This window comes from Plantactinospora sonchi, from assembly GCF_036422035.1.
Classification (GTDB): Bacteria; Actinomycetota; Actinomycetes; order Mycobacteriales; family Micromonosporaceae; genus Plantactinospora; species Plantactinospora sonchi.
This window is the reverse complement of sequence record NZ_JAZGQK010000045.1, coordinates 1-12108: the sequence shown is the minus strand read 5'-3', so window position 1 is coordinate 12108 and position 12108 is coordinate 1. Positions and strand designations below refer to the sequence as shown.

Annotated in this window: 9 protein-coding genes; 6 read left to right on the top strand and 3 right to left on the bottom strand. The window is 71.0% G+C overall.

Going from position 1 to position 12108, the window contains the following annotated elements:
• The first annotated feature begins 302 nt into the window (after nt 1-302).
• Nucleotides 303-1019 carry a DUF6766 family protein gene (locus tag V1633_RS35890; protein ID WP_331218640.1) on the top strand — a complete coding sequence of 239 codons (717 nt, stop codon included), beginning with the start codon at nt 303-305 and terminating at the stop codon, nt 1017-1019.
• 14 nt (nt 1020-1033) lie between these two features.
• On the opposite strand, the gene V1633_RS35885 is transcribed toward V1633_RS35890, so the two are convergent.
• Nucleotides 1034-2215 (bottom strand): metallophosphoesterase, encoded by a 1182-nt coding sequence (locus tag V1633_RS35885; protein WP_331218639.1) that lies wholly within the window; start codon nt 2213-2215, stop codon nt 1034-1036.
• Between the two features lie 192 nt (nt 2216-2407).
• Here V1633_RS35885 and V1633_RS35880 point away from each other — a divergent pair, with 192 nt between their 5' ends.
• Nucleotides 2408-2836 (top strand): DnaJ family domain-containing protein, encoded by a 429-nt coding sequence (locus tag V1633_RS35880; protein ID WP_331218638.1) that lies wholly within the window; start codon nt 2408-2410, stop codon nt 2834-2836.
• A gap of 95 nt (nt 2837-2931) precedes the next feature.
• Here V1633_RS35880 and V1633_RS35875 read toward each other — a convergent pair whose 3' ends face one another.
• Nucleotides 2932-3627 carry a hypothetical protein gene (locus V1633_RS35875; protein WP_331218637.1) on the bottom strand — a complete coding sequence of 232 codons (696 nt, stop codon included), beginning with the start codon at nt 3625-3627 and terminating at the stop codon, nt 2932-2934.
• Between the two features lie 686 nt (nt 3628-4313).
• On the opposite strand from V1633_RS35875, the gene V1633_RS35870 reads away from it, so the two are divergent.
• The 4 genes from V1633_RS35870 to V1633_RS35855 all read left to right on the top strand — a co-directional run bounded on the left by V1633_RS35870 (nt 4314) and on the right by V1633_RS35855 (nt 9892).
• Nucleotides 4314-5594: an ABC transporter substrate-binding protein gene (locus V1633_RS35870; RefSeq protein WP_331218636.1), complete on the top strand. Its 1281-nt coding sequence runs from the start codon at nt 4314-4316 to the stop codon at nt 5592-5594.
• Nucleotides 5595-5794: 200 nt separating this feature from the next.
• The gene (locus V1633_RS35865) at nt 5795-6757 is read left to right on the top strand and encodes a carbohydrate ABC transporter permease (RefSeq protein WP_331218635.1); all 963 of its coding nucleotides are present in this window, start codon (nt 5795-5797) and stop codon (nt 6755-6757) included.
• Nucleotides 6754-7680, top strand: coding sequence for a carbohydrate ABC transporter permease (locus tag V1633_RS35860; protein WP_331218634.1), 927 nt, complete (start codon nt 6754-6756; stop codon nt 7678-7680). Before V1633_RS35865 ends, V1633_RS35860 begins: the two co-directional genes overlap by 4 nt.
• A 118-nt stretch (nt 7681-7798) precedes the next feature.
• Nucleotides 7799-9892 carry an arabinofuranosyltransferase gene (locus V1633_RS35855; protein ID WP_331218633.1) on the top strand — a complete coding sequence of 698 codons (2094 nt, stop codon included), beginning with the start codon at nt 7799-7801 and terminating at the stop codon, nt 9890-9892.
• Nucleotides 9893-9974: 82 nt separating this feature from the next.
• On the opposite strand, the gene V1633_RS35850 is transcribed toward V1633_RS35855, so the two are convergent.
• Nucleotides 9975-12038 (bottom strand): copper resistance CopC/CopD family protein, encoded by a 2064-nt coding sequence (locus tag V1633_RS35850; protein WP_331218632.1) that lies wholly within the window; start codon nt 12036-12038, stop codon nt 9975-9977.
• Nucleotides 12039-12108 lie beyond the last annotated feature (70 nt).

Genomic DNA, 12108 nt, shown 5'->3' with positions numbered 1-12108 from the left:
TCCAGGATCTGTCGGTGGTTCCCTGCCCGGTCCTCCGTACCCGGCACGGCGGCGATTCATCCCCACTCGTCCTCGACGACCGTCAGCGCGGCGGCCCCGGTGACGCCGACCCGCGGCCCGACCGGCCGGACCGGCCCCGACCCGCGCGCCGAACCTGACCAGCCGGTCCGCGCTGTCCGGTCCGGGCGGCGGTACCACCTTGACCAGGTTTTCCGGAGTTGCGCCCAGGGAACGGAGGGTCACCGGGGTAGGAACTCCTGATCCAGGACAGCACCACACCCCTGATGAAGGGAGATCTCCACATGGCGCGACCACTCGTCACGGAGAAGAAGTCGTCGGACCGGCGGGAGACGCCGTCACCGCGCCGCTGGCTGCGCGACAACGCGCTGGCCCTGACGATGTTCGGTGCGTTCCTGCTCTTCCTCGTCCTGCAGAGCGTTTTCGGCTGGCAGACGCACAACGAGGAGCTGACGCAGTTCGGCTCGGCACCGCAGAGCTACCTGCACTACCTCGGTACCGGGCACTTCGCGGAGGCGGTCTTCGAGAACTGGGAGTCGGAGTTCCTCCAGATGGGCGCCTACGTCCTGCTCACCGCCTACCTGATCCAGCGGGGCTCGTCGGAGTCGAAGCCCGAGCCGGACACCGACCGGCCCGACGACCACGCCCGCAACGCCAAGCCGAACTCGCCCTGGCCGGTGCACGTCCGGGGCGTGGCGCTCACCCTGTACCGCAACAGTCTCTCCCTCGCCCTGCTGCTGCTGTTCGCGATCTCCTTCGTCCTGCACCTGCTCGGCGGCACCGCCGAGTTCAACGAGCAGCAGCGGCTGGAGAGCGGCGCCGCGCCGATCAGCGCCTGGCAGTTCCTCCAGACCGGTGACTTCTGGTTCCAGTCGATGCAGAACTGGCAGAGCGAGTTCCTCGCCGTCGGCGCGCTGATCGTACTCAGCGTTTTCCTCCGCCAGCACGGTTCACCGGAGTCGAAGCCGGTCACCACCCCGCACCGCGAGACCGGCGCCTGACACCGGCGGCCGGGTCACGCCGCGCGGAGGGTCAGCAGGGTGATCTCGCTCGGTGCGAAGATCCGCAACGGCGGTCCCCAGAAACCGGTGCCCCGGCTGGTGTAGAGCCGGGTCCGGTCGCCGTGCCGGCTCAGTCCGCGTACCGTCGGCTGGTCCAGGCGTACCAGGAGGTGGAACGGCCAGATCTGGCCGCCGTGGGTGTGCCCGGAGAGCTGGAGGTCGACCCCGTGCGCGACCGCCGCGCCGATCTGCTTCGGCTGGTGGGCCAGGAGCAGCACCGGCAGATCCGGGGCGGCGCCGGCCAGCGCCGTGGCGTGGTCGGCCCGGTGACCGGGATGTCCGGATCCACCGGCGGTCGCGTCGTCGACCCCGGCGACGACCAGCCGGGCGCCGTCGCGCTCGACCACGATGTGTCGGTTGTGCAGCGGCTCCCAGCCCAGCTCGCGCATGTGGTCGAGCCAGCCCTGCGCCTCGCCGAAGTACTCGTGGTTGCCGGTCACGTAGGTCCGGGCGAGCCGGGCCCGGACGTCGCGCAACGGGGCCGCCTGGGCCCGGCGCTGGGCGACGCTGCCGTCGGCGATGTCCCCGGTGTGACAGACCAGGTCGGGGTCGAGGGCGTTCACCGCGGCGACCACCCGGGCCGACCAGTCCGCCCGGTCGATCGGCCCGTAGTGGGTGTCGGTGAGCAGGACGACCCGGACCCCGTCCAGTCCGGCGCCGAGCCGGTCGATCGGCACCTCCACCCGCCGGATCCTTGGCACCCGCATCGCCTCGTGATGGCCCCAGGCCAGTAGCACCAGCGAGACGGCGGCGACCACCACGGCCGTGGCCCGGGACCGGACCGGATCGGCGACCCCGGCCAGCCCGAGCCCGAGCCGCAGGACGCAGCCGAGCAGTGCCCAGACGAAGAGGACCCAGATCACCCCGAGCAGCGTGTCACCGGCCCGGGCCGCCCGGTCCAGGCGGCGGCCGCCGTGTCCGAGCGTCATCAGCACCGGCAGCGCGACGAGCGCGGCGAGGAAGACGAGCGTGCCGACGACCACCACCGGCGTCGGCCAGGCCGCGCCGGCGACGACCAGGATCCACCACGGTACGCCGAACAGCAGCGCCACGATCGCGGTGATCACGACACTGAGCAGTACCGGCCGGAACGAGCGACGTGCCGACCCCACCGGTACGGCTTCCTCGGCTGACACTGACAACTCCTGACCCGGGAGGGAGGCGACTCCGGTCGATGCAGCATGACACGCGTGGAACCGGCGCGACCACGTTGCTGAGTCGATCCACAGCAAGGGGGTGGCCGACGTCTCCCCCACCGACAGCGGTGCCGGCCAGCGGCTCCGGCCTACGATCGAACGGGGCGGGACCGAGGGCGGGGAGGCTGAGGCATGCCGAGCTGGTACGAATCCCGGATCGAGCGCCAGATCCGCGAGGCGCGGGAGCGGGGCGAGTTCGACAACCTGCCCGGCGCCGGCAAACCCCTCCCCGGCTACGGGACGGACTACGACGAGGACTGGTGGATCAGGGACTGGATCCGCCGGGAGGAGCTCACCGGCCTGGCGCCGACCTCACTGAAGATCCGCAAGGAGGTTGAGGAGCTGCCCCGGCGTCTGGCGAAGGAGCCGACGGAGCAGTCGGTCCGGGCCGTCGTCGCCGACCTCAACCAGCGGATCCTGCTGGCTCGGCGGGGACTGGTCGACGGTCCGCCGGTGGTGCTGGCGACCGTCGACGTCGAGCGGGCCGTCGAGGGCTGGCGCCGCCGTCGAGCCGGTGCCGACCGGCCGGATGGTCAGGACGTGACTCCGGCGGGCCGCTGACGGAGCGCGGCGCGGCCGATGCCCGACGCCGGCCCGGTGGCCGGTGACGGCGGTCGGTCGCCGGGTGGTTTGCAGCCGGCGGCCAGCCGTCAGGGTCACTGGTCGGCGGCGAGGATCGGGAAGTGGGGAATCCAGTCGCTGACCGTCGCGGGATCGAGGCCCGGGATCGCCGAGACGGTCGGCCTCGGCTCCGCGTACAGCTGGGAGAGCGCGTCGCGCGGCAGGTAGCCGTCGAACAGGGACGCCCCGGCGAACCGCCGGTCGAGTACGGCCGCACAGTCCGCCACCGGACTCAACGTCGCCGGATCCGTCTGCTGGTAACGCCCGTCCCTCAGGACAAAGCCGCCGGGCTCACCGCCCCGGACCCGGTGGTCGATCCCGGCGGCGGCCCGCAGCCGGCCCCGGACCAGAGCGGCCGCGTACTCGTCTATCAGTGTTCCGCCGAACGTGTGGTCGCCGAGGACCAGCACACCCGCCGGCGCGGCGAGGCTCAGCAACGAGGCGACCTGGAGCGACCCGTCGTCGAGCAGGTCCAACGGGTCCGGCTGCGCCGGTACGCCGGCAGCAGCGCGCCATCCGGGGAGACCGTCGTCCCGCGTCCATCCCTCGGCCAACGCGTGCTTGCCGCCGACCACGTCGTGCAGGTACCACGGGTCGGGCAGGATCCAGCCCGCCGGCAGGCCGTGACCGCTGACCGGTACGACCCAGCGGGAACCGCCGGGCACAAGTCGCTCGTAGAGCGGCAGCACCTCGTCGTCCACGGCGAAGTAGCAGTCCAGGTCGAAGCCCACGTCCGCCGGTCCCCCACTGTCCGTCCGATCCGGTCCATGCCGGCCGCCGGTCCCGCACCGGTGCTACCCGGCCACCGTCGACCTCGCCATCGGCTGACTCCGGCCTCCGGGCAACGATAGACGACCCGGAACCGGCCGTCGCGACCGTCCGTCCGGCGGATCCGCCGCGTGGGCCGGGCCGGGCCGGGCACGGACGTGGCCCGGGTTTGGCACCATGCGATTCGCCGACCATGGACGGGACGCCCGGGGCAATGGTGGCCCATCCGACGTGGCCGTATTCCGACCCCCATCGACGGCCCTCCACTGTCGGTAGACATCACCGCGTCCCTCGCAAGTCGTAGTGTCGGTTGTCGTTGGCTTTCAGAATCGGCGACGCTCGCCACGCCAGGCCGTACCCAGCCCGACCTGCGCACATGCCTGAACCGGTTTACGGCCCCCTCTCGGTCGTCATGGTTGCCGCCCCGATCCCGCTGCCGGCACCGGGAGCAGGGCACATAGGACGTTCGGCCTGAACCGGTTCACGTGCTTAACAGTTCAGTTCTCCCGCGGCGTTGTCACGTCGTTGACACGGCTGTAACCCGCGTGTACTTTCCCCTGCAAGTCGCGCTACCCACCCCGTTCTGACGGAAGCGCGTCTCCACGCATCGCGCAATGACATTGTGGACACCGAAAGGTGGGACGCGCATATGAGAAAGTACGCGGTCGCCGGCGCGGCACTCGTGCTGTCACTGGCTCTGGCGGGCTGCGGCGACGACAACGGCGGCTCCGACGGCACCGTCGCCGGCGAGATCACGGTGCTCACCCAGCGGACCGACATCGTCAACACGGTCTTCCAGGAGTACAAGAAGACGTTCGAGGCGAAGTATCCGGGGACGACGGTCAAGTTCGAGGCGATCACCGACTACGAGGGTGAGATCCGGATCCGGATGAACACCAGGGAGTACGGCGACGTCCTGCTCATCCCGAACTCCGTCACCGCCGACATGCTGCCGACCTTCTTCGAGCCGCTCGGCAGCGTCGACGACCTCGAGAAGAAGTACCGGTTCGTCCGCAGCGAACAGAGCTTCGAGGGCACCGTCTACGGCATCGCCATCACCGGCAACGCCCAGGGTTTCGTCTACAACAAGAGGGTGTGGCAGCAGGCGGGCGTCACCGCGCCACCGAAGACCCCGGCCGAGTTCCTCGCCGCGCTGACCGCCATCCGGGACCGGACCGACGCGATCCCGCTCTACACCAACTACAAGGACAAGTGGCCGCTCGGCCAGTGGGAGGGCGCGCGGGGTGCGGTCAGCGGCGATCCGGAAGCGGGGATCAAGCTGGGCCGGGACGACGCACCCTGGGCACCGGGCAAGGAGCACTTCGTCCTCGACTCGCTGCTCTTCGACGCCGTGGCGCAGGGCCTGACCGAGCCCGACCCGACCACCACCAACTGGGAACAGTCCAAGGGGCTGCTCGGCAGCGGCAAGGTCGCCACCATGATGCTCGGTTCGTGGTCGATCGTGCAGATGCAGGACGCGGCACCGGAGCCGACCGACATCGGTTACCTGCCCTTTCCCCACCAGGTCAACGGCAAGTTCCACACCGTGATGGGCGGGGACTACAAGAACGCGATCAACATCAACTCGAAGAACAAGGCGACCGCCCGGGCCTGGGTCGACTGGTTCGCCAACGAGTCGAACTACGCCGTCGACCAGGGAGGCATCTCACCGGTGATCAGCCAGGCGATGCCGGCGACCCTGGCCGACCTGACCGCCGCCGACACCGAGTTCATCGAACTGGCTCCCGCGCCGAAGGGTGAGGAGGGCTTGGCCGACAAGGTCGGCAACGAGGCCGAGATCGCCCTCTACGACGGGGCGTACCGGCAGCGCCTTGTGGACGCGGCCCGTGGGGCGAGGAACGAGACCAGAGACCAGATCTTCGCCGACCTGAACAGGAAGTGGGCGGAGACCAGGGCCAAGCTCCGGTAGCCGGGCGTCCCAGCCGGTCCTCCTGGACGCCGACGTCCCCCGGCTCCGGGACGGCGACCTCCAGGGCGTACGGGTCCCGACCACCCGTACGCCCTGCCACCGCCCGCAGTCCAGTCCGCCGCAACGACTGACCGCCGCCCCGACGACTGACCGAACGACGCTGTCCCGGCCCGACACCGACCGGAAGGCTTGCGTACCAGATGGCGACTCCGACGAACACCGCGAGCCGGGTTCCCGGGCCGGCCGCCCAGCGGTGGCGGCTCGGGCCCACCGGCCCCCGCCGGCAGCCACCACGCCGGCGGAAGCGGGTCGTCACCCCGTACCTGTTCCTGCTGGCGCCGGTGGCACTGCTGGTGATCTTCACCTACATCCCGGTCGTCAACATGTTCTGGTACAGCGCCACCTCGTGGAACGGGCTGAGCCCCAGCAAGGAGTTCGTCGGCGCGGACAACTACGTCGAGATATTCACCCGACCCGAGCTCTTCGGCGTGCTCCGGGTCAGCCTCTACTACATCGGCGCGTCCGTACTGCAGATCGCCCTGGCGCTCTACTTCGCCACCGTGCTCAGCTTCAACGTCAGGTTCCGGAACCTCTTCAAGGGGATCCTCTTCTTCCCGTACCTGATCAACGGGGTCGCCATCGCGATGGTCTTCCTGTACTTCTTCCAGCCCGGCGGGACCCTGGACTCGGCGTTACGGGTGCTCGGACTCGGCGGCCTGTCCCAGCAGTGGCTCGGCGACCCGGAGGTGATCAACTACTCGCTGGCCGGAACGTCGGTCTGGCGCTACCTGGGGCTGAACTTCGTCCTCTTCCTCGGCGCCATCCAGTCGGTTCCCGCGCAGCTCTACGAGGCCGCCGAGATCGACGGGGCGAACCGGTGGCACCAGTTCCGCTACCTGATCCTGCCCGGGATCCGGCCGATCATCGGACTCTCGTTCATCCTGGCCCTCTCCGGCTCGCTCGCGGTCTTCGAGATCCCCTGGATCATGACCGGCGGGGCCAACGGCAGCGAGACCTTCGTGATCCAGACGGTCAACATGGCGTTCCGCTACCACAAGGTGGGGCTCGCCTCGGCGATGGCCGTCGTCCTGCTGCTGATCGTCCTGTTGGTCACCTGGGTGCAACGCCGGGTCGTCCCCGACGAGAAGGTGAACCTGTCGTGAGCCTGACCGACCGCCGTACCCGCCCGGTGCCCGGCACCGACCGCCGAGGCGGGCCGGTGAACCGGCCGTCGCGCGGCCGACGGCACCGGCCCGAGGGGTTCGCCGCCCGGCTGGCCGTCGGGCTGAAGTACCTCTCCCTGGTCGGCGCCGCGCTCGTCGTACTGCTGCCGCTGCTGGTCCTCCTCATGGCCTCACTGAAGACGAACGACGAGTTCGTCAACGGTGCCCCGTTCGACGCCCCCGGCAACTGGTTCAACCTCGACAACTACGTCACCGCCTTCACCCGGGGCGGCATGCTGCGCGCCTTCGCCAACACCAGCCTGATCCTGCTCGTCTCGGTCGCCGGGACGGTCCTGATCGGCTCGATGGCGGCGTACGCGCTCGACCGGTTCGAGTTCCGGCTCCGACGGACGATCATCGCGCTGTTCCTGCTCGCCACGCTGGTACCCGGGGTGACGACCCAGGTGGCGACCTTCCAGGTGGTGAACCAGCTCGGCCTCTTCAACACCCGCTGGTCGGCGATCGCCCTGTTCCTGGGCACCGACATCATCTCGATCTACATCTTCCAGCAGTTCCTCCGGGGTATCCCCCGGGAACTCGACGAATCCGCCGCCATCGAGGGCGCCAGCCACCTCACCATCTATCTCAGAATCATCCTGCCGCTGCTGAAACCCGCGATCGCCACCGTGGTCATCATCAAGGGCATCGCCATCTACAACGAGTTCTACATCCCGTTCCTCTACATGCCCGACAGCGAACTCGGGGTCATCTCGACCTCGCTGTTCCGGTTCAAGGGACCGTTCGGGGCGCAGTGGGAGGTCATCTCGGCCGGGGTCATCCTGGTCATCATCCCCACGCTGATCGTCTTCCTGCTGCTGCAGCGCTTCATCTACAACGGGTTCACCAGCGGCGCGACCAAGTGACGGCGCCCGGTGCCGCGCCGGCCCCCGACCGGGCTCGGCAGGGCGTCAGCGCCGGGAGACGGACGACCTCCGCTACCCTACGACGGCCCGCTTCCGTTCACTGATCTCTGGAGCAGCCGTGGCACGCGTTCTCGATGCGGCGGACGGACACCCCGACCCGGCGGCCTACCCCGCCGAGCCTGGCGGGTCCGACAACGACGGCCCGGACGCCACCAGGAACGACAGGGCCGGCGCAGCCGGCGACGACCGCTCCGACACGGTCGAGGGGACCGGCCCCGGAAACGACGACCCCGCCGGAGGCGAGGCCGGGTCGGACCGGACACCGAAGGCGGTGACACCGGCATCCGACGACAGCGACCCCACCGTCCGGGCCGACCGGCTGCGGCGCGGCCTGCTCGCGGTACGTCCGCTGCTCATCGCCGCCGCCGTCGCGGTCGTGGTGCTCGCCATCCAGCTGCTGGCCATCGTGTCCGGGGACTACCATCCCTTCTCCGGAAGGGTCCAGTACGGCCTACGTGCCGGCCCGCTCCTGGTCGGCGCCGTGGCGGTGGCGGCGGTCTGGTGGGCCCGCCGCCGTGGACAGTCCTGGGACGCCGACCTGATCCCGGCCCTGTTCGGTGGTCTCGGTGCGCTGACGCTCCTGGTCGGACTGCACGGCACCCCGTTCGACCTGTACGCCCTCGACGGCGACCAGCTGTTCCGGACAGCCGCGGTCACCCGGTTCGGAGACTCCTGGTGGGGCGGCGACTACACCTACCGTGACCTGCCGGCGTACTACGCGCCGACGTACTTCTGGTTGCTGGGCCGGGCCGGGGACCTGGCCGGCGTCGTGCCGTGGCACATGCTGAAGTACGGCACCATCGCGGTCACGTTCCTCGCCCCGATCGTGTCGTACCTGCTGTGGCGGCGGGTCGTGCCCGTGCGGGTCGCGGCGCTCATCTCCGTGGTGCCCTTCCTCGTCCCCGGGCTCAACGAGACCTACGCCTGGATCGTCCTGGTGGCGTTCGTGCCGTGGTGGCTGCAGGTCGGGCACGGGTTGAGCCGGCCCGGACTGCGGCGCTGGCACCCACTGGTGCTCGGGGCCATCGGCGCGGTCCTGTTCACGGTCTACTACTACTTCTTCTTCGTCATCCCGATCGCGCTCTGTCTGCACCTGCTCTGGACCCGCCGGCAGGGCCGGATCAGTTGGGGCGAGCTGACCCGCCCGCTCACCGTCCTCGGCATCTCGGCGCTCGGGTCGAGTCCCTACTGGGCACCGCTCGCCTGGAACTTCCTGACCTCGGCGCATTTCGAGTCGCTGAACAACCGCTGGATAACCCTGAACTCGGGACGCCTCGCCCTGCCGATGCTGGAACCCTCGGTGATCGGGGTGCTCTGTCTCGTCGGGCTGGTCTTCCTGGTGGTGACCGCCCGCGAGGCGCTCTCCCGGGCACTGCTGGTCCTCCTCGTCTCGACGTACGTCTGGCACGCGATCGGTTTCCTCTTCCTGGCGGTGTCGAAGCCGCTGATGTCGTTCCGGATGCGCGAACTGGTCCCGGTGGTACTGCTCGCGGCGGCGGCGATGGCCCTGGTCCGCGTGGCCGGGTACGCCCACCGCCACCTGACGGCCATCGTGGTCTGGCGGCTCGCGGCCACCGGCGGGGTCCTGCTCGCGGTCTTCGCCGGTGACCGGTTCGTCGACGTCGTGCTGGCGGACATCCACCACGCGCACAACCGGACGCTGCCGGACGGGCAGCTGCCGGCGTTCCACCGGCCCGAGGCGGTGGCCTGGAAGCCGGCGCCGGCCCAGCTCAGCAGGATCATCGACGCCCGGTACCAAGGACCGGACCGGCCGGTTCTGCTCACCGCGAACTCCGACCTGCTGGCCCTCTACCCGTACTACGGGTTCGTGCAGTTCAACGCCAACTACAGCCATCCCACCGGGCGGTTCAAGGAGCGCCTGGCCTTCCTGGGCGACCTGGGCCGGTCGACGAGTCCGGCCGAGTTCGCCGCACGCCTACGGGACAACCCGTACGACCGGATTGACGCCATCGTGCTGCCGGTCAAGAACGACAAGCTGGTGTTCGGGTACCGGGCTGACGAGTTCCCGTTCGGTACGAATCCCCGGGAGATCAGCCTGCCCAGGAACCTGGTGCAGCCGGAGCATTTCGACATCACCACCGTGGACGGCACCCTGGTTGCGGTGCTCCGGCCAGCAACGAGCGGCGGATAGCCCGGCACCGCCACCGGGCACGCCGGCACGGGTGGACCGGCGCCGGCCCACCCGTCCGGCCGGGGCACGACGTGGATCGTGGTCACGGGGAGACCGTGACCGGGATCCGCAGCGTCGTCTGCTCCACCTCCGAGGTACGCACCGTCACGTCCGCCTCCCAGTCACCGGCCAGCGGCACCGTGATCGTGCCGAGGTAGTGGCCGGGACCGGCGACGCGCAGCGGCACGTCGAGCGGGCCCAGGTCGCGTGCCGCGAGTCGGAGCGCGATCCTGACCTCCGGCACCTCCTTCGGCCGGCCGGCCGGATCCAGGACCGACACGTGGGCGGTGGCGCTACCGACCCGGCGGGGCAACAGGTCGAACAGGAGCAGCCCCTCGGCGGCCGGGCCGGCGCCGGCGTCGAACGGGATCGGCCCGCGAGCGCCGGCGGGCGGGTCCGGGTCGGCGACGGCTCCGGGGCCGGGTCCGCCGAGGCCGACCGGTTGGCCGGTGTGCCGGTCCGCGTAGGCCACCCGGGCCGGCGGGGTCGCGACCAGCGCCGCGGTCAGACCCAGCACCGCCAGTCCCAGGACGATCTCGAACGTGATCCGGCGCCCGAAGTGGTAGAGCTGGTGCGGGTCCGGGTCGGACGAGCCACCCCGCCGGGTCGGACCACTCGTCGACGGGCCGGCCGTCCTGGTTTGACCACCCGTCGCGACGCCGCCCCGGGGCGCCGGGGCACCGGCCGGCCGGTCACTCGTCGCGACACCGCCCCGGACCGCGGGGGCGCCGACCTTCTCGATCTGGGCGCGGGCGGGGCGGGGGACGGCCGGGACGGCGGCGACCGGTCGGTCCGGGTAGTGCCGCCGCACCCACGACCGGGCCAGCGTGCCGAGCGCGAGCAGTACCAGGACGAGACTCAGCTTCGCCAGCAGCAACCGACCGTACGGCGTCTCCAGCAACGCGGGCAGTCCGCGTACCTGCCGCCAGAGCTGGAACATCCCGGTGACGACCAGCAGTCCGACGCTGACCTGGGCGCTGCGGGAGTAGGCGGGAACAGCGGTACGCATCGCCGCGATCTCCCGGGCCGGCAGCAACACCCCGGCCAGGACGACCAGGCCACCGAGCCAGACGGCCATCGCGACCAGGTGGACCACGTCGGAGGCGAGCGCCGGCATGCGGTACTCCCCCACCGCGCTGTGGTTGGCGAGTCCCCAGGTGACCGCGAGCCCGGCGCCGACGACCAGGACGGCCACCGGGGGCAGCGTCCGGGAGACCGTCCACGCCCGACCGTTCGGGAGATCGGCGCGGGCGGCCAGCCGACCGGGCAGCACCACCAGGGCCGGGATCAGCAGGATCAGCAGCCCGATCCGAACGGTCAGCGCCGCGCCGAGCCGGGTGTCGAGGGTGGTGGCCAGGAGCGCGCCGTCGAACGCCCGGGTGAGCGGCAGGCCGGCCGAGTAGGGGCCGTACGCCAGGACGGCGGCCACGGCGCTGCCCAGCGATGCCGCCCAGCCGACCCAGAGCAACCGTCGTACGGCGCGCCGCGCGACACCGGCCGGCCAGGCGTACGTCACGAAAAAGGCGACCCCGACCAGCAGCGCCAGGGCGGCGAAGCCGACCCACCGGACGACGCCGTACGTCGGCCCGGCGCGGGAACCGGACGTGTCGACGCCCGGGGTCACCGCCGTCGTGGTGCCCGGGCCGGCGGCGGTCCCGACGCTGAACGTGTAGGCGCCGCTGACCGGGTGGCTGTCCGCCGAGGTGACCCGCCAGGCGACGGTGTAGCCGCCGCCGGGCAGGACGGTGCGGAGCGGCACGTCCACGGTGGTGCCGTCGCCGGGCGGGTGGGTCGGGTCGCCGACCGGCACCGGTTCGCCCCGGCCGTCGAAGAGGCGTACGCCCTCGACCGGTACCGTCACCGGTTCGGTGAACTGGAGTTGCAGGCGCTCGGGCGAGCGCTGGTGGACCTGCCCCTGGGCCGGGGTGGACCGGATCAGCTCGGCGTGCGCCCGGGCCGGTGCCGGTACGGCCAGCGCGCCGAGGGCCGTGCCGGCCAGGAGGGCGAGCAGGATCGCCACGGTGGCGAGGCGGGGTGATCGCAGTGCCGCGACCGTCAGCGTGACGGGAGGGCCGGCGATCGAGGGCTGGCTCGGATGACGGGTCATGGTGGGCGTCCTCTCGGAGGCGGGCGGGCGCGTACCGGCCCGGGGTGTGGCCGGGCCGGTACGCGGGGAG

What these genes read in the sequence shown, in the direction of transcription:
- V1633_RS35890 (WP_331218640.1), top strand. Translation starts at nt 303, where the DNA reads ATGGCGCGACCACTCGTCACGGAGAAGAAGTCGTCGGACCGGCGGGAG.
- V1633_RS35880 (WP_331218638.1), top strand. Translation starts at nt 2,408, where the DNA reads ATGCCGAGCTGGTACGAATCCCGGATCGAGCGCCAGATCCGCGAGGCG.
- V1633_RS35870 (WP_331218636.1), top strand. Translation starts at nt 4,314, where the DNA reads ATGAGAAAGTACGCGGTCGCCGGCGCGGCACTCGTGCTGTCACTGGCT.
- V1633_RS35865 (WP_331218635.1), top strand. Translation starts at nt 5,795, where the DNA reads ATGGCGACTCCGACGAACACCGCGAGCCGGGTTCCCGGGCCGGCCGCC.
- V1633_RS35850 (WP_331218632.1), bottom strand. Translation starts at nt 12,038, where the DNA reads ATGACCCGTCATCCGAGCCAGCCCTCGATCGCCGGCCCTCCCGTCACG.